This window comes from Streptomyces sp. Y20 (genome assembly GCF_043195475.1).
GTDB lineage: Bacteria > Actinomycetota > Actinomycetes > Streptomycetales > Streptomycetaceae > Streptomyces.
Window position 1 is genome coordinate 107,529 of the sequence record NZ_JBIDDP010000002.1, and the last position, 21,059, is coordinate 128,587.

Below are 21,059 nucleotides of genomic sequence, written 5' to 3' on the forward strand. Positions count from 1 at the left end.
CGGGCCGCGCCCGGCGCTACGGCGCAACCCAGGCGTACCGGTGTTCCGGTCGGCCCGCGTCGCCGTACTTGAGGGTCAGACGGGTCCGTCCGGTGCGTTCCAGAAGCTTCAGGTACCGCTGGGCGGTCTGCCGGCTCACCCCCGTCCGCTCGGCGATCTCCTGGGCGGACAGCGGCCCCTCGGCGCTGATCAGCGCCTGGCGTACCAGCTCGGCCGTGGTGGGGGAGTGGCCCTTGGGCAACCGGGGCTCCGACGGGGCGGACAGGGCACCGAAGATGCGGTCCACCTGCGCCTGTTCGGCTTCACCGCCGCCGTCCAGGGTCCGCCGCAGTTCGGCGTACGCCTCCAGCTTGGCCCGCAACCCCGCGAACGCGAAAGGTTTCACCAGGTACTGGAGCGCTCCGTGGCGCATCGCCGCCTGCACGGTCGACACGTCCCGTGCCGCGGTCACCATGATCACGTCCGTCTGGTGGCCGCGCCGGCGCATCTCTTGGGCGACCGCGAGCCCCGTGCCGTCGGGCAGATAGTGATCCAGGAGGACGAGATCCAGCCGCGGCAGGTTCTCCACCTGGCGCAACGCCTCCGCCGCGCTGTGGGCCTCACCGGCCACATGGAAGCCGGGCACCTTCTGCACGTAGGCGGCGTTGACGCGGGCGACACGGATGTCGTCGTCCACGACCAGAACCTCGATCATCGCGTCTCCTCCTCGGCCTCGGCGGTGACGGTGGCGCCGGTGGTCCCGAGTTGCTCCGCGCGTATCGCCGGATCACGTTCCGGCCCGGTCAGCGCCTCGGGCAGCACCACGGTGAACTCCGCGCCGCCACCGGCCGCCGTGCCCACGGTCGCGCTGCCGCCCCGCCGTTCGGCGAGGCGGCGCACCAGGGAGAGGCCGATGCCCCGCTGCCCGTGCGCGGGCGGCTTCTTGGTGGACCACCCTTCCGTGAAGACCAGCTCCCGCTGGTGCGCCGGGACGCCGGGGCCCGTGTCGCACACCCGGAGGACGACCGTACGGCCCTGCGTGCGCAATTCGGCCTCCACGCGCGCGTGCGCGGTGCCCGCCACCGCGTCCACGGCGTTGTCCACGAGGTTGCCCACGATCGTCACCAGCTCTCGTGAATCGATCAGCCGATCCGGGAGCCGGGTGCGCTCCGACACCCCCAGGGCGACCCCGCGCTCGGCCGCCACGGTCGCCTTTCCGACCAGCAGCGCGGCCAGCAGCGGGTCCTGGATCCTTTCGGTGACCTGCTCGGCGGTGGCCCGGTGGTCGCCGACCACTTCACCGACGAACTCCACGGCTTCGTCGTACATCTCCAGTTCCAGCAGCCCGAGCAGCGTGTGCATGCGGTTGGCGTGCTCGTGGTCCTGGGCGCGCAGGGCGTCGATCAGCCCGCGGGTGGAGTCCAGTTCGCGCCCCAGTTGCTCCAGTTCGGTGCGGTCGCGCAGAGTGGCGACGGCGCCCCCGTCGTCGATGGGCATCCGGTTGGCGACCAGGACCCGCTGGCCGCGCACGGTGAGCAGGTCGGTTCCGGTCACCCGGCCGGCGAGCACGTCTGTCGTGCGGCCCGCGCCGAGCGCCTCGTCGGGGGCCCGCCCGACCGCTTCGTCGCCGATGGCCAGCAGCCGCCGTGCCTCGTCGTTGAGCAGGCGGATCCGGCCGCCGCGGTCGAGTGCGACGACGCCCTCCCGGATGCCGTGCAGCATCGCCTCGCGTTCGGCGAGCAGCGCGGAGATGTCGGAGAACGCCAAATCCCGGGTCTGCCGCTGGACCCGGCGCGAGATCAGCCAGGCGGCCAGGGCGCCCACCGCGAGCGCGCCGCCGGCGTACGCGAACAGCCCCGGTATCGCGCTGATCAGCCGTGCCCGGACGCTGTCGTAGGCGATACCGACCGAGACGGCGCCGACGACGCGGTGACCGGCGCCGTACAGCGGAACCTTCCCACGGGCCGAGCGCCCGAGAGTGCCCTTGTCGATCTCCATGACCTCCTTGCCGGCCAGGGCGTCGGTGGGGTCGGTGGAGACGCGTCGGCCGATCTCCGAGGCCGTGGGGTGCGACCAGCGCACCCAGTCCCGGTCCAGCACCACGATGTACTCGGCGTGAGTGGCCCGCCGTATCCGCTCGGCCTCCTTCTGCACGGGCCCGGTCGGGTCCGGCGGGGCGGTGAGGACGCCCTCGGCGATCTGGGGATCCTGGGCGGTGGTCTCGGCGATGGCCAGCGCGCGGCGCATCGCCTCCTGGTCCAGCTGCTTGCTCAGCGGCGCCAGGAACAGCCCGGTCGCGAGCACCGCGACTCCCGCGGCGATCGCCACCTGCATCAGCAGCACCTGCGAGAACATCCGCCGGGGCAGACCGAGGCGCAGACGACGGGCGGGGGGAGTGGGGCTCATACCCCGACGGTACGGGGGACGGCCGTGAGCACCCCAGCGGATGTGGCGTGGATCTCTTGATCAATTATTGACGTGCTGATCAATGCTTGACAGGTCCAGCCGGCCGTTGCTGCCCATCGCGCACACCCGCCTAACTGGCCAGTGCCGTCCGGCTCAGTGCGCGCACGTCCGTCACGTCCATCCGCGCGGGCGCACCGAGCACCGCCGCGCCGCAGCTCTCCGGCCGGGGCGGCAGCGACGCGCCCTGAGCCACGGTGACGCGCCACCGGCGGCCGTCGGCGTGGACGACGGTGACCTTCCAGCGCGGGGCCGCGCCATCGGTCCGTACGACGCTGAGCACACCTGCCCGGTACTCGGCCGCGGCCGACCGGACGGCCAGTTCGGCCGCCTGCCCGGGCCGGTCCCAGGCGGAGCACCCGCGGCATCCCTCGACGACCACCCGCCCCTCCCGCACAGCGTGCAGGGCCTCCTTAACGGTGTGGGCCCCGGCGCGCCCGTAGGCGTAGCCGTACGGCAGGACGAGCACCGTCGGCGCGAAACGATGTCCACCCAGATGGGTGACCTCCCACACCCCGCGCACTCCCGAGTCGGCCAGCTCGGCGGCGAGGGGGCGGCCGAGCAGGGCGCAGCAGCGGTCGCGCTTGCCGTTGGTGCACACGAGCGCGAGCGGGTCGCCGCGGTGCGGCCGTCCGCCGAGGACGGTGCCGAGGGGACGGGGGTCGCCCGCTCCCAGTGCGGCGAAGTCGAGTCCGAGGAGCCGCTGAGGATCCCGGGTGGTGGCGCCGTGCAACCACACACGTCCGGGAACGGTGTGGGCCGCGTACACCTGGCGGACCGAGGAGGTGCCGTGGTCCGCGTGGGGCCCGGGCCGCCGGATCAGGGCGACGCGTACGCCTGTTCCAGCGGCGGCGACCTCCAGGGCCCGGCCCAGCGCGGGGTCCAGGTGGCTCGAAGTGAGCGCCTTGACACCCCACGGGCCGGGCTGTTCCAGCAGCAGCCACGTCGTCGCCGTGGCCGCCGTGCCGGAAAGCTGCTCGTCGAGGCTCCGGGAAACGGTCGCGCACCTACTCACAGAGGTGAGCCTAACCTGAGTCCCTCCGAGGTGACTTCCGGCCGGGCCGTGTCCTAGTCCGGGAGGGGCTGCGGCGGTCGCGCGCCGACGTAGTGGCCGCTCGGGCGCATGCGCAGCGGGCGCTCGCCGTACTCCTCCAGGGCGTGCGCGATCCAGCCCGCCGTCCGCGCGACGGCGAAGAGGGTCTCGCCGGCCGTGGCAGGCATGCCGCTGGAGGCGGTGAACACGGCGAGGGCCAGGTCGACGTTGGCGTGCAGCGGGGTGTGCCGGGCGGTCGTGGCGACGATGTCGCGGGCGGCGAGCAGCGCGGGCTCCGCGCGCGGGACCTTCTCCAGGAGGTCGAACAGCACGCGTGCGCGGGGGTCTTCACCGGTGTAGAGCCGGTGGCCGAGCCCGGGTACGCGGCGGCCCGCACGGAGTTCGTCGGCGATCACCGGGACCGCCGTGCCCTGGTCGAGTACGTCGAGCAGCATCCGGTGGGCCAGACCGCTGGCGGCGCCGTGCAGGGGGCCCTCCAGGACACCGAGACCGGCCGAGACGGCCGCGTAGGCGTGCGCCCGGGCGGAGGCCGCGACCCGGACCGCGAGCGTGGACGCTGCCAGGTCGTGGTCGGCGAGCAGGGCCAGCGCGGTGTCCAGGACGTGCAGGGAGGCGTCGTCGGCGGGGCGGCCGGTGAGCCGTCCCCACAGGCGGTGGGCGAGCGGGCCCTCGTCCTTGTGGTCGTGCCGGGCCGGCGGCAGCGCGGCGACGAGGGTGGGGATGAGGGTCCGTGCCGTGTTCAGCACGGTCTCCTCGGACAGGTCGAAGCGCAGCGGGTCCTCGGCCGCCGCGGCGATCGCCGCCACCCGCAGCCGGTCGGTCGGGGAGGCGTGCTCGGAGAGGGCGCCGACCGCGCGGCGAGCCACCTCGACGGTGGTCGGCGGTGCGGAGAACGTCACCCCCGGGACCAGCCGGCCCGTCCACAACCACTCCGCGACCTCCTCGTAGGAGTGGCGGACGGCCAGTTCGACGGCGTCCACGCCCCGGAAGAAGTACCGGTCCTGCTCGATCAACGTGAGGTGGGTGCGCACGGAGAGGTCGCCGCCGGAGCCCGGGCCACCGGCCGCGTCGCGTCGGTTGCGGCGGGCGAGGGCCTCCACCTCCCTGGACTCGAAGGTGCTGGCCCGGCCGCCGGATTCGCGTCTGCTGCTGAGCAGGCCGCGGCTCACGTACGCGTAGACCGTCTCGGGCTTCACGCCGAGCAGTTCGGCGGCCTCCTTGGTGGTCAGCCGGTGCCCGGGCCGGTGCGGCGGAGCGGGTTCGTGATCGCGCATGCAGCCCACCGTAGCGGTCTCTGCACACATTGATGCCTGAATATTGATTCAATCAACATTGACAGCCTAAGAATCAACTGTGGATAGTCGCATCAAGTTCGCGTCAAGTTCAGCAAGCACAGAGGGTGCAGCAAGTCCAGGAGGAAAACCATGACCGTCGACAGGCCCGCCACCCCTCTCATCGACGCTCCGCGCGGTCTCGCAGGCGTCGTCGTCACCGAGACCGAGATCGGTGACGTCCGGGGCCGCGAGGGGTTCTACCACTACCGCCAGTACTCGGCCGTCGACCTCGCCCGCACCCGCGGCTTCGAGGACGTGTGGCACCTCCTGGTGTACGGCACGCTCCCCGGCGCGGAGCGCGGTGCCGCCTTCGCCGCGCAGACCGCGGCGCTGCGGCGCCTGCCCGAGGAGGTCGTCGCGGTCCTGCCCGCGATCGCCGAGGCCGGCCGCGTCTCCGGTCCGCTGGCCGGCCTGCGCACCGCGCTGTCACTGCTGGGCGCCACGCGGGGTTTCCGGCCGGTGTACGACATCGACGCGGACCGGCGGCGCGCCGACACCCTGGCGGCCTGTGCCGCCGTGCCCACCCTGCTGGCCGCTCTGTACCGGCTCGGCCAGGGACTGGACCCCGTAGAACCGCGCACGGACCTCTCCCACGCGGCCAACTACCTGTACATGCTCACCGGTTCCGAACCCGATCCGCGCCGGGCCCGTGCGATCGAGCAGTACCTGATCTCAACCATTGATCATGGATTCAACGCGTCAACGTTCACGGCCCGTGTCATCGCGTCCACAGGTGCCGATGTCGCGGCCTGCCTGACCGGCGCCGTCGGCGCGCTGTCCGGGCCGCTGCACGGAGGCGCGCCCAGCCGGGCCCTGGACACGCTGGACGCGATCGGGACGCCCGGCCGGATCGACTCCTGGATACGGCGGCGGGTGCTCGCGGGCGACCGGATCATGGGCTTCGGGCACGCCGTCTACCGTACGGAGGACCCCCGTTCGCGGATGCTGCGCGAGATCGCCCTCGGCTTCGGCGGCCCCCGGGTGGACTTCGCGGTGGAGGTCGAGCGCCGGGTGGAGGCGATCCTCGCCGAGTTGAAGCCCGGGCGTGAACTGCACACGAACGTCGAGTTCTACGCCGGCGTGGTCATGGAACAGTGCGGCCTGCCCCGGGAGATGTTCACGCCCACCTTCGCCGCGGGACGGGTGGTGGGCTGGAGCGCGAACGTCCTGGAACAGGCGGCCGACTCGAAGATCATCCGCCCGGTGGCGCGGTACGTGGGACCCGAGCCGGTGGCCGCGGTGCCGGCGGCCGGGTAGTCGCCGGGCGGGCGGGCCGGCCCCTCCCCGCCGGTGAGCGGATCGATCACCCGCCGGGTGAGCGGCCCGGCCTGCCGGATCAGCGGACCACCGTCCGCCGGGTCAGCGGACCACCGTCCGCCGGGTCAGCGGACCACCGTCCGCCGGGTCAGCGGACCATCGGCCCCCGGGTGAGCGGACCACCGGCCCCCGGGTGAGCGGCCCGGCCGGCCGCCGGGCGGCCCGACCTGCCTTTTCCCGAAGCTGCCGCCCGCTCGTATCCTGGACGCTCGGTCCATGCTCGTCCGCGCGCCGGGCTCCGAGCCGGTGCGCGCTGGTGCGTCAGAGAGGTCGCCCGTTGGGGAACAGCTCAGGGAACAGCCGCGGTGCGCGGCAGATCCCGGTCGTCGTGCTCGCCGGTTTCCTGGGCTCCGGGAAGACCACGCTGCTCAACCACCTGCTGCATCGCAGCCGAGGCAGCCGGATCGGGGCGATCGTCAACGACTTCGGGGCCATCCAGATCGACGCGATGGCCGTCGCGGGCGCCCTCGGCGACTCCACCGTCTCGCTCGGCAACGGCTGCCTGTGCTGTGCCGTCGACGCCGGTGAACTCGACATCTACCTGGACCGGCTGGCCGCGCCCGCCGTCGGTATCGACGTCATCGTCATCGAGGCGAGCGGGCTGGCCGAGCCGCAGGAGCTCGTGCGGATGGTCCTGGCCAGCGAGCATCCGGGCATCGTCTACGGCGGCCTCGTCGAGGTCGTCGACGCCGCCGAGTTCGACGACACGCGCGCGAAGCACCCTGAGATCGGCAGGCATCTCGCCCTGGCCGACCTGGTCGTCGTCAACAAGCTCGACCGCGCGGACGACGCCGGCCGGGTCCTGGACCTCGTCCGTTCGCTCACCGACCGCGCCGCCGTCGTCCCCGCCACCTACGGCCGCATCGACCCGGAGCTCCTCTTCGACTGCAAGCCCGTCGGGGAACGCGTCGGGCAGCTGTCCTTCGACGATCTGCACGAGCCCGGCGCGGACGACGAGCACGCCGGCGCCGGCCATCTGCACACCGGTTACGACAGCCTGTCCTTCACCTCCGGCATACCCCTGGAACCCCGCCGGCTCATGGAGTTCCTGGACAGCCGTCCCGAGGGGCTGTACCGGATCAAGGGGTACGTGGACTTCGGGCCGTACGACCCGCTCAACCGCTACGTTGTGCATGCCGTCGGCCGGTTCCTGCGCTTCTACCCCGAGCCCTGGACGGCCGGCGCCGACCGTCTCACCCAGCTCGTGCTGATCGGCTCCGGGATCGACACCGACGCCCTCGGCAACGCGCTCCAGGCATGCAGGAACGACGCCCCGCACGCCGACGAGCACGGAATGTGGGGCGTGCTGCGGTATGTGCCGGGCTCCGAGGAGGAGCCGGCCGTGGAAGCGAGCGAGGCCTGGGACATCGGCGCAGCCACCGAGGCGTGAGCACCGGCCCCGTCGCCAAGGCGGGCGCCGCCCCGTCACCGAGGGCCCGGGGGCGCCGGCCCCGTCACCAAGGCCGGCGAGCCCCGCCCCGCCACCGAGCTTCCGGGCCCCGCCCAGCCACCGAGCCCTGACCACCGTCCCGGTCACCGAGGCTCAGGGCCCCGCCCCGTCAACCCCGTCAACCGAGGCCCCCTGCACTCCCCCCGTGACCGCAGCCGGGACGACCGCCCCGTCCCGGGCCTAGACCACCGGCCCCGCCACCACCGCCACCGTCTTCGGCAGCGACGTGCCCGAGCCGTCCCGGCGCGGGTCGGGTTCCGGCAGCTCCGCGGGGGTGCCGTTCTTCTGCGCCGCGCGCGCGGGAGCCGGGCCCGCCCAGCCCAGCGACAGGCAGTCCTCGCCCTTCAGGAACCGCTGGCAGCGCACGCCGCCCGTGGCGCGGCCCTTGCGCGGATACTGGTCGAACGGGGTCAGCTTGGCCGTCGTCTGCACCGAGTCGTCCAGTGTGCCGCGCGAGCCGGCCACCGTGATCACCACCGCGTCGACGGCCGGATCGACCGCCGTGAACGAGATCACCTTCGCGCCCTCGGTGAGCTTGATGCCGGTCATGCCGCCCGCCGGACGGCCCTGCGGGCGCACGATGGAGGCCTGGAAGCGCAGCAGCTGCGCGTCGTCCGTGATGAACACCAGGTCCTCGTCGCCGGTGCGCAACTCCACCGCGCCGACGATCCGGTCGCCGTCCTTGAGGGTGATGACCTCCAACTCGTCCTTGTTGGACGGGTAGTCGGGCACCACGCGTTTGACGACACCCTGCTCGGTGCCGATCGCCAGCCCCGGGGACGACTCGTCCAGCGTGGTCAGGCAGACCACCGTCTCCTCGCCCTCCAGGGAGACGAACTCCGCCAGCGGGGCGCCTCCGGAGAGGTTCGGCGCGGAGGCCGTCTCCGGCAGCTGCGGCAGGTCGACGACGTTGATCCGCAGCAGCCGGCCCGCCGACGTCACCGCGCCGATCACCCCGCGCGCGGTCGTCGATACCGCCGAGACGATCACGTCGTGCTTGACGCGCCTGGCGTCGGCCCCCTCGGGGGACGTGTCGACGCTCGCCGTACGGGCCAGCAATCCCGTCGAGGACAGCAGCACCCGGCACGGGTCGTCGGCCACCTGCAACGGCACGGTGGCCGCCGGGGAGCCCGCGGACTCCAGCAGGACCGTGCGCCGGTCGGTTCCGAACTTCTTCGACACGGCGGCCAGCTCGGCCGAGACCAGCTTGCGCAGCTCCGCGTCCGACTCCAGGATGCGGGTCAGTTCCGCGATCTCCGCGGTGAGCCTGTCCTGTTCCGACTCCAGCTCGATCCGGTCGTACCTGGTGAGCCGGCGCAGCGGAGTGTCGAGGATGTACTGCGTCTGCACCTCGCTCAGCGAGAACCGCTCCATCAGGCGGCCCTTGGCCTGCGCGGAGTTGTCGCTGGAACGGATGATCCGGATGACCTCGTCGATGTCGACCAGCGCGGTCAGCAGACCCTCGACCAGGTGCAGCCGGTCCCGCCTCTTGGAACGGCGGAACTCGCTGCGGCGCCGGACCACCTCGAAGCGGTGGTCCAGGTAGACCTCCAGCAGCTCCTTCAGGCCCAGGGTGAGCGGCTGGCCGTCGACCAGGGCGACGTTGTTGATGCCGAAGGACTCCTCCATGGGCGTCAGCTTGTACAGCTGCTCCAGGATCGCCTCGGGCACGAAGCCGTTCTTGATCTCGATGACCAGGCGCAGGCCGTGTTCGCGGTCGGTGAGGTCCTTGACGTCGGCGATGCCCTGGACCTTCTTCGCGTTGACCAGGTCCTTGATCTTCGCGATGACCTTCTCGGGACCGACGGTGAATGGCAGTTCGGTGACGACAAGGCCCTTGCGGCGGGCGGTGACGGTCTCGACGGTGACCGTCGCGCGCATCTTGAACGTGCCGCGGCCGGTCGCGTAGGCGTCACGGACGCCGCCGAGTCCGACGATCCGGCCGCCGGTGGGCAGGTCCGGGCCCGGCACGTGCCTCATCAGCGCGTCGAGGTCGGCGTTGGGGTAGCGGATCAGATGGCGGGCGGCGGCGACGACCTCGCGCAGGTTGTGCGGGGGCATGTTCGTCGCCATGCCGACCGCGATGCCCGAGGAGCCGTTGACCAGCAGGTTCGGGAAGGCGGCCGGCAGCGCCACCGGCTCCTGCTCCTGGCCGTCGTAGTTCGGCGCGAAGTCGACCGTGTCCTCGTCGATCGACTCGGTCATCAGGCTCGACGCCTCGGCCATCCGGCACTCGGTGTACCGCATGGCCGCCGGCGGGTCGTCGTTGCCCAGCGAGCCGAAGTTGCCGTGGCCGTCGACGAGCGGCACGCGCATGGAGAACGGCTGTGCCATGCGCACCAGGGCGTCGTAGATCGAGGCGTCGCCGTGCGGGTGCAGCTTGCCCATGACCTCGCCGACCACGCGCGCGCACTTCACGTAGCCGCGCTCGGGACGCAGGCCCATCTCGTTCATCTGGTAGACGATGCGGCGGTGCACCGGCTTGAGGCCGTCACGGGCGTCCGGCAGGGCACGCGAGTAGATGACCGAGTAGGCGTACTCGAGGTAGGAGCCACGCATCTCGTCCACGACGTCGATGTCGAGGATCCGCTCCTCGTACGAATCGTCGGGCGGCGGGGTCTTCGTGCTGCGGCGGGCCATCGCTGCCGGCTCCTTGCTGAAGCGACTGACTGATCTGACGCGGACCATTGTGGACCGCCGCACTGACAGCCCGGGCCACGACCCGGTCTCCGTCGGCCCGGCCGGTGCCGGCAAGCCCTCCGGAGACGGGTCGCACGCAGGCTACGCGATCCGCTGTGGGCGTACGTCCCGCGGGAACGTCGCCGGGGCCCCGCACGCTTTGCATACAGTGGCGGGAACGGCAGGAAATCCGCGGTTTCTACGACCGCCTCCGCTCGCGAAGGGACGTACATGCCCATGGGTCACACGACCACAGCCGAGGCAGGCTCCGGGGGCCTGACAGCGACCGAGCACCGCCTGGCCAACGGTCTGCGCGTGGTGCTCTCCGAGGACCACCTGACCCCCGTGGCGGCGGTCTGCCTCTGGTACGACGTCGGTTCCCGTCACGAAGTCAAGGGGCGAACCGGCCTGGCTCACCTCTTCGAGCACCTGATGTTCCAGGGATCCGGGCAGGTCACGGGGAACGGCCACTTCGAGCTGGTGCAGGGCGCGGGCGGCTCGCTCAACGGCACCACCAGCTTCGAGCGCACCAACTACTTCGAGACCATGCCCGCCCACCAGCTGGAGCTGGCGCTCTGGCTGGAGGCCGACCGCATGGGCTCCCTGCTGGCCGCCCTGGACGACGAGTCCATGGAGAACCAGCGGGACGTCGTCAAGAACGAGCGCCGCCAGCGGTACGACAACGTGCCCTACGGCACCGCCTTCGAGAAGCTGACCGCCCTGTCCTACCCGGAGGGCCACCCCTACCACCACACGCCGATCGGCTCGATGGCGGACCTGGACGCGGCCACCCTGGAGGACGCTCGCCGGTTCTTCCGCACCTACTACGCGCCGAACAACGCGGTGCTGTCCGTGGTCGGCGACATCGACCCCGAGCAGACCCTCGCCTGGGTCGAGAAGTACTTCGGTTCCATCGCCGCCCACGACGGCAAGCCCGAGCCCCGCGACGGTTCCCTGCCGGACGTCATCGGTGAGCAGCTGCGCGAGGTCCTCGTGGAGGATGTCCCGGCGCGCGCCCTGATGGCCGCCTACCGGCTGCCGCACGACGGCACGCGCGCGTGCGACGCCGCCGACCTCGCCCTGACCGTCCTCGGCGGCGGCGAGTCCTCCCGGCTGTACAACCGGCTGGTGCGCCGCGACCGTACGGCCGTCGCGGCCGGCTTCGGCCTGCTGCGCCTGGCCGGCGCGCCCTCGATGGGCTGGCTGGACGTGAAGACGTCCGGTGACGTCGAGGTGCCGGTCATCGAGGCCGCCGTCGACGAGGAGCTGGCCCGGTTCGCCGAGGAGGGTCCCACGCCCGAGGAGATGGAGCGCGCCCAGGCCCAGCTGGAGCGCGAGTGGCTGGACCGGCTCGGCACGGTCGCGGGCCGCGCCGACGAACTGTGCCGCTTCGCCGTCCTGTTCGGCGACCCGCAGCTCGCCCTCACCGCGGTGCGGCGCGTCCTGGAAGTGACCCCCGAGGAGGTGCGGCAGGTCGCCGAGGCCCGGCTGCGCCCCGACAACCGCGCGGTCCTCGTCTACGAGCCGAAGTCCCCGGAGGCCGTCGAGGACACCGAGGTCCCAGGGGACCCGGAGCAGCAAGCGACCGTAGAGGCGGGCCGCGACGAGACCGAGAACGAGGAGACGGCCAAGTGAGCGAGCTCGCCACCATGGAGTTCCACCCCCAGCCGCAGCCCGGTGAGGCCAGGCCCTGGGCGTTCCCGGCCCCCGAGCGCGGCACTCTCGGCAACGGCCTGACCGTGCTGCGCTGCCACCGCCCCGGCCAGCAGGTCGTCGCCGTGGAGGTGCTGCTGGACGCGCCGCTGGACGCCGAGCCCGCCGGCCTGGACGGCGTCGCCACGATCATGGCGCGGGCCTTCTCGGAGGGCACCGACAGGCACTCGGCCGAGGAGTTCGCCGCCGAGCTGGAGCGCGCGGGCGCCACGCTCGACGCGCACGCCGACCACCCCGGCGTCCGGCTCGGCCTGGAGGTCCCGGCCTCCCGGCTGGCCAGGGGCCTCGGCCTGCTCGCCGACGCCCTGCGCGCGCCCGCCTTCGCCGAGAGCGAGGTCGAACGGCTGGTCCGCAACCGCCTGGACGAGATCCCGCACGAGCTGGCCAGCCCGGCGCGCCGGGCCGCCAAGGAACTGTCCAGGGAGCTGTTCCCGGCGGACTCGCGCATGTCCCGCCCCCGCCAGGGCACCGAGGAGACGGTCGCGAAGATCGACGCGGCGGCCGTACGCGCCTTCTACGACCGCCATGTGCGGCCGGCCACGGCCACCGTGGTCGTCGTCGGGGACCTGACCGGCGCCGATCTGGACGCGCTGCTCGCCGACACCCTGGGCACCTGGACCGGCACCCCGGGCGAGCCCCGGCCCGTGCCGCCGGTGACCGCCGACGACACCGGGCGCGTGATCGTGGTGGACCGGCCCGGTGCCGTCCAGACGCAGCTGCTCATCGGCCGCGTCGGGGCCGACCGGCACGACCGGGTCTGGCCCGCCCAGGTGCTCGGCACGTACTGCCTCGGCGGCACCCTCACCTCCCGCCTGGACCGCGTCCTGCGCGAGGAGAAGGGCTACACCTACGGGGTGCGCGCCTTCGGTCAGGTCCTGCGCTCGGCGCCGGACGGCACGGGCGCGGCGATGCTCGCCATCAGCGGCTCGGTGGACACGCCGAACACCGGCCCGGCGCTGGACGATCTGTGGAAGGTGCTGCGCACGCTCGCGGCGGAAGGTCTGACCGACGCGGAGCGGGACGTCGCCGTGCAGAACCTCGTCGGCGTGGCGCCGCTGAAGTACGAGACCGCAGCGGCCGTCGCGAGCACGCTGGCCGACCAGGTCGAGCAGCACCTGCCCGACGACTTCCAGGCGACGCTGTATCAGCGGCTGGCCGCCACGGGCACGGTGGAGGCCACCGCTGCCGTGGTGAACGCCTTCCCGGTGGACCGCCTGGTGACGGTCCTCGTCGGTGACGCGTCCCAGATCAAGGAGCCGGTCGAGGCGCTCGGCATCGGCGAAGTCACCGTCGTCGCCGCGGAGTAGACGCGCCGGCGGACGCGAAGGCGTACGCGCGCGCGAGGGGCCCTGCCGACCTACGGGTCGTCAGGGCCCCTGCGGTTCCACTCGTTCACTCAGATGCCCGTTTTGGGGCGGAGGTTGCCTGTCTGCCCTGTGGGATGCGCTACAAAAACCCGGATCTGTTTGAGGAGGGGAGCGGACCGCCGTAGCGTCATCCCGGCTGTTCGTCAGGCAGTGCGCCGCAGCCGCGGCACCGGACAGTCATCGCCGAGTCCCCGTACGGCGCGAGCCAGGGGAGCCGGGGACCCATCGTCCCTGGGGTGAATCGGGCGCCCGCGCGCGAGCGAGGGGGCCCGTAGGAGACCTTCCTGCTCCGAACCCGTCAGCTAACCCGGTAGGCGAGAGGGAAGGAAAGGACCAGCCACTTCATGGCGTTCATGTGCGCCACCGGGAAGCACCGCAAGCCCGGCCGGGTCAAGCGCACCACCGCTCAGGCGGCGGGTGTCGCGGCCCTCACCACCACCGGCGTCATCGGCACCCTCGCCGCGTCCCCCGCGCTCGCCGCCGACGGCTCCGTGGAGCAGACCGGCCTCACCCCGGTCCTCACCGTGAACGACGACGTCGCCGAGCAGATCGACGCGCAGGCCGCCGCCCAGCAGCAGGCCGCCGAGCAGAAGGCGGCCGAGGCGGCCGCGGAGAAGGCGGCCGCCAAGAGGGCCCAGGAGGTCCGCGAGGCGCGGGTCCGCGCCGCCCGCGAGGCCGAGCGCAAGCGGCTGAACGCCTTCGTCATCCCGATCGCGCACTCGTACGTCTCCACGGCCTACCAGGCCAGCAGCTCCCTGTGGTCCTCCGGTTCGCACACCGGCATCGACTTCCACGCGGCCAGCGGCACCTCCGTCCACGCGGTGGGTTCCGGCACGGTCGTCTCCACGGGCTGGGGCGGCGCGTACGGCAACCAGATCGTGCTCCGGATGGCCGACGGCATGTACACCCAGTACGGCCACCTGTCGTCCATCGGTGTCACGGTGGGCCAGAAGGTCGTCCCGGGGCAGCAGATCGGCGTGTCGGGCGCGACCGGCAACGTCACGGGCCCCCACCTGCACTTCGAGGCCCGTACGACGCCCGACTACGGCTCGGACGTCGACCCCGTCGCCTACCTCCGCAAGCACGGCGTGAACGTCTGACCGGACGGACACCCGCACTTCCCTGCCAAGCCCCGGCCCACCGAGCCGGGGCTTTCGCCTTTTTCCGTCGTTTCCTTCCGGTGCCCGCCGGACCCGCTGACCAAAATATATCCATGGATGACGCCCGGCCGTCGGAAATTCGCGTCCATTGGAATAGAGTCACGGGAACACACGTCCATCGTCGGCGTTTTCACGGGTATTGAGGCGGAGGTCGGTCATGCGTATTCCGGCGCACTCGGTGTGCACCGCTGTCCGGGACGACATCGTCGCCGGTGTCCACGAACGCGGCAGCCGCCTCACCGAGGAAGTGCTGGCCCGCCGCTACGGCGTCTCGCGCGTCCCCGTCCGCGAGGCCCTGCGCACCCTGGAGGCGGAGGGCTTCGTGGTGACACGCCGGCACGCGGGCGCGTGCGTGGCCGAACCGACCGAGCAGGAGGCCGCCGACCTGCTGGAGATGCGGCTGCTGCTGGAGCCGCTGGGGGCCGCCCGGGCCGCGCAGCGGCGCACCGAGGCCCATCTGAAGGTGTTGCGCGGACTGGTCCGGCTGGGCCAGGAGCGGGCCAGAAGGGGTGGCGGGGAGGACCTGCGCGCGCTGGGCGGCTGGTTCCACGAGACGCTCGCCCAGGCCTCCGGCAGCCCCTCGTTGACCTCGGCGCTCACCCAGCTGCGGCACAAGATCGCCTGGATGTACGCGGTGGCGACGCCCCTCGTCCCGGTGGAGTCGTGGGCGGAGCACGGGGCGATCGTGGACGCGGTGGCGCGGGGGGACGGCGAGCGCGCGCGGGCGCTCACCGCGCTGCACGCCGAGCGCGCCACCGGCGGCCACCGGCTGCGGCTTCCTGGCGCCCCGGAGCGTGTGAGGACTTCGCAACGGGACGTAAACATGACGGGCCCGCGTAATTAACACGGACGCCGTATACAAAGGAGAGGCATTGTCGGGCGAATATTCCGCTGCCTGAATGCCTGCCTGAATGCCTGCCTGAATGCCTGCCCGAATTCCACTTCCCCTGAATTCGCGAGGGGGGTCCGGCGCGCGCCGGCCGTGAGCCGGCGCAATACCGTGCGGAGCGTGCGCGGAAACGCCGGAGCCGCGCCGCCCCGGAGGGCGAACGCGGCTCCGGCGCTCTGCGCGGGGAGGCTCAGACGGTCTCGGGGAGCTCCTCGAGGCCCTCGGAGACCAGCTTGGCCAGACGGTCGAGGGCGGCGTCCGCGCCCTCGGCGTCCGAGGCGAGGACGATCTCCTCGCCCCCCTGGGCGCCCAGGCCCAGGACGGCCAGCATGGAGGCCGCGTTGACGGGGTCGCCCCCGGCCTTGGCGATCGTCACCGGGACGCCTGTGGCCGTGGCGGCTCGGACGAAGATGGAAGCGGGGCGGGCGTGGAGGCCCTCGGCCCAGCCGACGTTGACGCGGCGCTCAGCCATGTGATGCTGCCCTTCAGTACTCAGGGTTGTCTAGACCAGTTTCCCATATCGTGAAGCGTGCCCGGGGCGGACCTTTCGTCCCCCGCGCGTGCCGTCGGACCGCGGCCTCGGTCCGGCGTGTCGTCCTCCACAGACTGCCTCGCGACGTTGTCGTACGCGAGCCGTACTCTGGGGCCCATGCAGACCCCGGCGGACCGGCAGGACCGGCACGAGTACCCCGCCCACTGGGAGGCGGACGTGGTGCTGCGCGACGGGGGTACCGCGCGCATCCGGCCCATCACCGTCGATGACGCCGACCGCCTGGTCAGCTTCTACGAGCAGGTCTCGGACGAGTCGAAGTACTACCGCTTCTTCGCGCCCTACCCGCGGCTCTCCGCCAAGGACGTCCACCGCTTCACGCACCACGACTTTGTGGACCGGGTGGGACTCGCGGCCACCATCGGCGGCGAGTTCATCGCCACCGTACGCTACGACCGCATCGGCGCCGACGGCATGCCCGCCTCCGGGCCCGCCGACGAGGCCGAGGTCGCCTTCCTCGTCCAGGACGCCCACCAGGGCCGCGGGGTCGCCTCCGCCCTGCTGGAACACATCGCGGCGGTCGCCCGCGAGCGGGGCATCCGCCGCTTCGCCGCCGAGGTGCTGCCCGCCAACAGCAGGATGATCAAGGTGTTCACGGACGCCGGCTACACCCAGAAGCGCAGTTTCGAGGACGGCGTCGTCCGGCTGGAGTTCGGCCTCGAACCCACCGACCGCTCGCTGGCCGTGCAGCGCGCGCGGGAGCAGCGCGCCGAGGCCCGCTCGGTACGGCGGCTCCTCGCGCCCGGATCCGTGGCGGTCGTCGGCGTGGGCCGCGCCCCCGGCGGGGTGGGCCGCAGCGTCCTCGGCAACATTCGCGACGCCGGGTTCCCGGGCCGGCTGCACGCCGTGAACACGGCCTTCCCCGAAGATCTCCGGGAGGTCGACGGGGTGGCCGCGTACCGGTCGGTGCGGGACATCGAAGGGCCCGTGGACCTGGCCGTCGTCGCCGTACCGGCCGAGCACGTGCCCGCCGTGGTCGCCGAGTGCGGGGAACATGGCGTCCAGGGGCTTGTGGTGCTCTCCGCCGGATACGCCGAGAGCGGTGCCGAAGGACGGGAGCGGCAGCGGGCCCTGGTGCGGGCCGCACGCGCGTACGGCATGCGGCTCATCGGCCCCAACGCCTTCGGGATCATCAACACCGCCGCGGACGTCCGGCTGAACGCCTCGCTCGCCCCTCAGATGCCCCGCCCCGGCCGCATCGGGATGTTCGCCCAGTCCGGGGCCATCGGCATCGCCCTGCTGTCCCGGCTGCACCGGCGCGGCGGAGGGGTCACCGGGGTCACGGGTGTGTCCACCCTCGTCTCCGCCGGGAACCGCGCGGACGTCTCGGGCAACGACGTCCTCCAGTACTGGTACGACGACCCCGAGACCGATGTCGTCCTCATGTACCTGGAGTCCATCGGCAACCCCCGCAAGTTCACCCGCCTCGCCCGGCGGACGGCGGCGGCCAAGCCGCTGGTGGTGGTGCAGGGCACCGGGACGGCCCCGCAGGGGCACGCGGTACGGGCCACGCGGCTGCCCCACGCGACCGTCTCCGCGCTGCTCCGGCAGGCGGGGGTGATCCGGGTCGACACGATCACCGAGCTGGTCGACGCCGGCCTGCTGCTCGCCCGGCAGCCGCTGCCCGCCGGGCCGCGCGTGGCGATCCTCGGCAACTCCGAGTCGCTGGGCGTACTGACGTACGACCGGTGTCTGGCCGAGGGACTGCGGCCGGCGCGGCCGGTGGACCTGACGACCGGGGCGACGGCGGAGGACTTCCACCGGGCGCTGTCGGCCGCGCTGGCGGACGACACCTGCGACTCCGTCGTGGTCACCGCCATCCCCGCCATCGGGGAGGCGTCGCCGGGGGACGCCGAACTGGCGGCGGCGCTGCGGTCGGCCTCGGCCGCCGTGCCCGGAAAGCCGGTCCTGGTGGTGCACGTGGAACTCGGCGGGCTGGCCGAAGCGCTGTCGGCGGCGGCGAGCACCGCGCCCGGGGCCGCCGACCGGACGCCCGGCCCCGAGGGCGGTGAGCGTCCCGTCCACCGCCTCGCGGAACGACCGCCCACCGCGACGGCGGGCACGGCGGCCCGTACCGCGCCGGAGGCCGGGGGGACGGGCGCGGACGCCCCGCCCGTCCCGCCGGAGGGGACCCGCCTCATCCCCGCCTACCCCGCCGCCGAGCGCGCCGTCCGCGCACTCTCCGAAGCCGTCAAGTACGCGCAGTGGCGCCGGGAGGCGACCGATCCCGGGAAGGTGCCGGAGTACGACGACATCGACGAGAAGGGCGCCGCCCGCCTGATCGGCGAGCTGCTCGCGCGCGGGGAGGGGCTGACGATCCCGGCCGCCGAGACCTGCGAGCTGCTCGAGAAGTACGGCGTCCACGTCCGCCGGGCGCTCCCCGCACCCACTGCGGACGCCGCCGCCGAGGCCGCTCATGCGCTCGGCTACCCCGTGGCCCTCAAGGCCACCGCCCCGCACCTCAGACACCGCGCCGACCTGGGCGGCGTACGCCTGGACCTCGCGGACGAGGAGCAACTGCGCCGAGCCTACGCCGAGTTGGCGGAGCTGTTCGGGCAGCCGGAGGAGCTGCGGCCGGTGGTGCAGGGGATGGCGCCGCGCGGGGTCGACACGGTCGTGCGGGCCGTGATCGATCCGGCAGCCGGGGCCGTGCTGTCCTTCGGACTCGCCGGGGCGGCCTCGCAGCTGCTCGGGGACATGGCGCACCGCCTGGTTCCCGTCACGGACCGGGAGGCGGCCTCGCTCGTGCGGTCCATCCGCACCGCACCGCTGCTGTTCGGCTGGCGCGGCTCCACGCCCGTCGACACCCCCGGGCTGGAGCGGCTGCTGCTGCGGGTGTCCCGGTTGGTCGACGACCATCCGGAGGTGGTCGCGGTCACCCTGGAGCCCGTCGTCGTCGCCCCGCAGGGCGTGAGCGTCCTCGGCGCCACCGTACGGCTCGCGCCTCCGCCCGCCCGTGACGACCTGGGCCCGCGCACGTTGCCGGCCTACTGAGCGGGGGGCGCGTGGAGGCCTGGAGGTGGTCTCTGTCGGTCCCGTCCTCGTCTCCTGCCCGTACGGCTCTTCAAGCGTCCGGCTTCCATCCGCCCACGACCGACGGGAGGGCGCGGCTCGCGCGGGCACCGGGCGAGGAAGCGCCCCCTCCTCGTCGCGTTCGAGGCGGACGCCGGTGGACCGGAACCCGCCTCCTGTCCGATCGCCGCGGAGCGGCCGGAGGCCCGGCCGGGGCTCGTGCCAGGTCCCGCGCGGAGGACCTCGGCACGGCCGCCGCCCGTCCGCGCGACTGGCCCGGACCGCCTCCGCCCACGGATTAGGATGGACGCCATGGCCAAGACCAGTACGACGACCCAGGGGCTGCGCGCGGCGATCGAGCGCAGCGGCTACTACCCGGCCCTCGTGGCCGACGCGGTGGAGGCCGCCGTGGGCGGCGAACCCATCCGGTCGTACCTGGTCCACCAGGAGACGACGTTCGACCAGAACGAGGTGCGCCGGCATGTGACGGTCCTGGTCCTCACCGGCAACCGGTTCATCGTCAGCCACACCGACGAGCAGGCCGCCGACACCACCTCCCCGACGCCGTACGCCACCACCTCCACCGAGTCCGTCAAGCTCGGCCGGATCTCGTCGGTCGTGGTCAGCCGGGTGGTGGCCAACCCCGAGCAGTACACGCCGGGCACGCTGCCCCGCGAGGTCGTGCTGACCATCGGCTGGGGCGCGGTCAGCCGCATCGACCTGGAGCCCGCCGCCTGCGGCGACCCCCAGTGCGACGCCGACCACGGCTACACGGGCAACTCCACGGCGGACGACCTCAGCCTGCGCGTCAGCGAGGCCGGGGACGGCCCGGAGACGGTGCGCCAGGCGCTCGCCTTCGCGCAGGCCATCTCGGAGGCGACCGCGGACTTCACCCGCTGATGTCCCAGTTCTCGACCTGGGACGATTTCGAACCCCTCGCCCTGGACACCGCGCCGCTGCCCGAGTACGGCACCGGCTCCCTCGCCGACCTGCTGCCCACCGTGGCCGCCGGTATGGGCGTCCCCGGCCTGAGCGCCACGATCACGGAACTGACCGCGGCCGACCGGGTCTGCGTGTTCCTGATCGACGGGCTGGGCTGGGAACAGCTCAGGTCCCACCCGGACGAGGCCCCGTACCTGACCTCCCTGCTCGGCAGCTCGCGCGGCGGCACCGGACGCCCGCTCACCGCCGGCTACCCCGCGACCACCGCCACCTCCCTCGCCTCCGTGGGCACCGGCCTGCCGCCCGGCGCCCACGGCCTGCCCGGGTACGCCGTACGCAACCCGGACACCGGCGAGCTGATGAACCAGCTCCGCTGGTACCCGTACACCCCGCCGCACCCCTGGCAGCCGTACCCCACCGTGTTCCAGCTGGCCCAGCGGGCGGGGGTGCACGCCGCGCAGGTGTCCTCGCCCGCCTTCCAGCACACCCCGCTCACCAAGGTGGCGCTCAGCGGCGGCACCTTCCACGGCCGGCTCACCGGCGAGGAGCGCATGGACCTCGCCGCCGCGCAGCTGGCCGCCGGGGACCGCGCGCTGGTGTACACGTACTACGCCGAACTGGACGGCTCCGGGCATCGGTACGGCATCGCCTCCGACACCTGGCGCGGCCAGCTCATGTACGTCGACCGGCTCGTCCAGCGCCTCGCCGAGCAACTGCCGCCGCGCAGCGCGCTGTACGTGACCGCCGACCACGGCATGGTCGACATCCCGTTCGACGAGCGGCACCGCATCGACTTCGACGAGGACTGGGAGCTGAGCGCCGGGGTCGCGCTGCTGGGTGGCGAGGGCCGGGCCCGGCACGTGTACGCCGTGCCGGGCGCCGAGAACGACGTCCTGACCTGCTGGCGCGAGGTGCTCGGAGAACAGTTCTGGGTGGCCTCGCGCGACGAGGCCGTCGCGGCGGGCTGGTTCGGGCCGCAGGTGGACGAGCGCGTGTACCCGCGGATCGGGGACGTGGTCGCCGCCGCGCACGACGACGTCCTGCTGATCGCCTCCGAGTGGGAGCCCAAGGAGTCGGCGCTGGTCGGCAACCACGGTTCGATGACCCCCGCCGAGCAACTGGTGCCGCTCCTCGAAGTACGCTCCTGACG

The 21,059-nt window shown here is 72.9% G+C and carries 15 protein-coding genes and 1 riboswitch; of the genes, 9 read left to right on the plus strand and 6 right to left on the minus strand.

All coding sequences use genetic code 11. The features are described from left to right. Positions 1-16 precede the first annotated feature (16 nt). The 4 genes from ACGFT1_RS05640 to ACGFT1_RS05655 form a co-directional block, all read right to left on the minus strand. A complete protein-coding gene (locus tag ACGFT1_RS05640; RefSeq protein WP_373907748.1) occupies positions 17-694 on the minus strand; it encodes a response regulator in 678 nt (225 codons plus the stop codon). Then, positions 691-2,385 carry an ATP-binding protein gene (locus tag ACGFT1_RS05645; RefSeq protein WP_373907749.1) on the minus strand — a complete coding sequence of 565 codons (1,695 nt, stop codon included), beginning with the start codon at positions 2,383-2,385 and terminating at the stop codon, positions 691-693. The genes ACGFT1_RS05640 and ACGFT1_RS05645 overlap by 4 nt, the downstream gene beginning before the upstream one ends. A gap of 130 nt (positions 2,386-2,515) precedes the next feature. After that, positions 2,516-3,457: a sucrase ferredoxin gene (locus ACGFT1_RS05650; protein WP_373907750.1), complete on the minus strand. Its 942-nt coding sequence runs from the start codon at positions 3,455-3,457 to the stop codon at positions 2,516-2,518. Positions 3,458-3,510: 53 nt separating this feature from the next. Next, positions 3,511-4,770, minus strand: coding sequence for a citrate synthase (locus ACGFT1_RS05655; RefSeq protein WP_373907751.1), 1,260 nt, complete (start codon positions 4,768-4,770; stop codon positions 3,511-3,513). Positions 4,771-4,920: 150 nt separating this feature from the next. On the opposite strand from ACGFT1_RS05655, the gene ACGFT1_RS05660 reads away from it, so the two are divergent. Together ACGFT1_RS05660 and ACGFT1_RS05665 are read left to right on the plus strand one after the other, a co-directional pair. Next, complete coding sequence (locus ACGFT1_RS05660; protein WP_373907752.1) at positions 4,921-6,087, plus strand: citrate synthase; 1,167 nt, start codon at positions 4,921-4,923, stop codon at positions 6,085-6,087. Between the two features lie 337 nt (positions 6,088-6,424). Continuing rightward, complete coding sequence (locus ACGFT1_RS05665; RefSeq protein ID WP_373907753.1) at positions 6,425-7,537, plus strand: GTP-binding protein; 1,113 nt, start codon at positions 6,425-6,427, stop codon at positions 7,535-7,537. 240 nt (positions 7,538-7,777) lie between these two features. Here ACGFT1_RS05665 and ACGFT1_RS05670 read toward each other — a convergent pair whose 3' ends face one another. After that, entirely contained in the window at positions 7,778-10,237 is a 2,460-nt protein-coding gene (locus ACGFT1_RS05670) for a DNA topoisomerase (ATP-hydrolyzing) subunit A (protein WP_373907754.1), read from the minus strand. A 270-nt stretch (positions 10,238-10,507) separates the two neighbouring features. Here ACGFT1_RS05670 and ACGFT1_RS05675 point away from each other — a divergent pair, with 270 nt between their 5' ends. The 4 genes from ACGFT1_RS05675 (at position 10,508) to ACGFT1_RS05690 (ending at position 15,360) form a co-directional block, all read left to right on the plus strand. Next, positions 10,508-11,911, plus strand: a complete 1,404-nt coding sequence (locus ACGFT1_RS05675) for a M16 family metallopeptidase (protein WP_373907755.1) — start codon at positions 10,508-10,510, stop codon at positions 11,909-11,911. Beyond that, a complete protein-coding gene (locus ACGFT1_RS05680; RefSeq protein WP_373907756.1) occupies positions 11,908-13,296 on the plus strand; it encodes a M16 family metallopeptidase in 1,389 nt (462 codons plus the stop codon). Before ACGFT1_RS05675 ends, ACGFT1_RS05680 begins: the two co-directional genes overlap by 4 nt. 231 nt (positions 13,297-13,527) lie before the next feature. Further along, positions 13,528-13,688, plus strand: a riboswitch (cyclic di-AMP (ydaO/yuaA leader). Between the two features lie 12 nt (positions 13,689-13,700). After that, positions 13,701-14,456 (plus strand): M23 family metallopeptidase, encoded by a 756-nt coding sequence (locus ACGFT1_RS05685; protein WP_373907757.1) that lies wholly within the window; start codon positions 13,701-13,703, stop codon positions 14,454-14,456. Between the two features lie 217 nt (positions 14,457-14,673). Then, positions 14,674-15,360 carry a GntR family transcriptional regulator gene (locus tag ACGFT1_RS05690; protein WP_373907758.1) on the plus strand — a complete coding sequence of 229 codons (687 nt, stop codon included), beginning with the start codon at positions 14,674-14,676 and terminating at the stop codon, positions 15,358-15,360. Between the two features lie 235 nt (positions 15,361-15,595). Here the strand turns inward: ACGFT1_RS05690 and ACGFT1_RS05695 are convergent, their stop codons facing one another. Further along, entirely contained in the window at positions 15,596-15,877 is a 282-nt protein-coding gene (locus ACGFT1_RS05695; protein WP_356336625.1) for an HPr family phosphocarrier protein, read from the minus strand. 177 nt (positions 15,878-16,054) lie between these two features. Between ACGFT1_RS05695 and ACGFT1_RS05700 the strand changes: the two genes are divergently transcribed. From ACGFT1_RS05700 to ACGFT1_RS05710, 3 genes are all read left to right on the plus strand, one after another. After that, positions 16,055-18,949 carry a GNAT family N-acetyltransferase gene (locus tag ACGFT1_RS05700; protein WP_373907759.1) on the plus strand — a complete coding sequence of 965 codons (2,895 nt, stop codon included), beginning with the start codon at positions 16,055-16,057 and terminating at the stop codon, positions 18,947-18,949. Between the two features lie 321 nt (positions 18,950-19,270). Continuing rightward, on the plus strand, positions 19,271-19,867 hold the full coding sequence (locus tag ACGFT1_RS05705) for a DUF5998 family protein (RefSeq protein WP_373907760.1): 597 nt from the start codon (positions 19,271-19,273) through the stop codon (positions 19,865-19,867). Further along, entirely contained in the window at positions 19,867-21,057 is a 1,191-nt protein-coding gene (locus tag ACGFT1_RS05710) for an alkaline phosphatase family protein (protein WP_373907761.1), read from the plus strand. Before ACGFT1_RS05705 ends, ACGFT1_RS05710 begins: the two co-directional genes overlap by 1 nt. Positions 21,058-21,059 lie beyond the last annotated feature (2 nt).

Bases quoted from the DNA above. Each gene is read 5' to 3' on its own strand.
- ACGFT1_RS05640 (WP_373907748.1), bottom strand. From the start codon at position 694: ATGATCGAGGTTCTGGTCGTGGACGACGACATCCGTGTCGCCCGCGTC.
- ACGFT1_RS05645 (WP_373907749.1), bottom strand. From the start codon at position 2,385: ATGAGCCCCACTCCCCCCGCCCGTCGTCTGCGCCTCGGTCTGCCCCGG.
- ACGFT1_RS05655 (WP_373907751.1), bottom strand. From the start codon at position 4,770: ATGCGCGATCACGAACCCGCTCCGCCGCACCGGCCCGGGCACCGGCTG.
- ACGFT1_RS05660 (WP_373907752.1), top strand. From the start codon at position 4,921: ATGACCGTCGACAGGCCCGCCACCCCTCTCATCGACGCTCCGCGCGGT.
- ACGFT1_RS05670 (WP_373907754.1), bottom strand. From the start codon at position 10,237: ATGGCCCGCCGCAGCACGAAGACCCCGCCGCCCGACGATTCGTACGAG.
- ACGFT1_RS05675 (WP_373907755.1), top strand. From the start codon at position 10,508: ATGCCCATGGGTCACACGACCACAGCCGAGGCAGGCTCCGGGGGCCTG.
- ACGFT1_RS05685 (WP_373907757.1), top strand. From the start codon at position 13,701: ATGGCGTTCATGTGCGCCACCGGGAAGCACCGCAAGCCCGGCCGGGTC.
- ACGFT1_RS05690 (WP_373907758.1), top strand. From the start codon at position 14,674: ATGCGTATTCCGGCGCACTCGGTGTGCACCGCTGTCCGGGACGACATC.
- ACGFT1_RS05695 (WP_356336625.1), bottom strand. From the start codon at position 15,877: ATGGCTGAGCGCCGCGTCAACGTCGGCTGGGCCGAGGGCCTCCACGCC.
- ACGFT1_RS05700 (WP_373907759.1), top strand. From the start codon at position 16,055: ATGCAGACCCCGGCGGACCGGCAGGACCGGCACGAGTACCCCGCCCAC.
- ACGFT1_RS05705 (WP_373907760.1), top strand. From the start codon at position 19,271: ATGGACGCCATGGCCAAGACCAGTACGACGACCCAGGGGCTGCGCGCG.
- ACGFT1_RS05710 (WP_373907761.1), top strand. From the start codon at position 19,867: ATGTCCCAGTTCTCGACCTGGGACGATTTCGAACCCCTCGCCCTGGAC.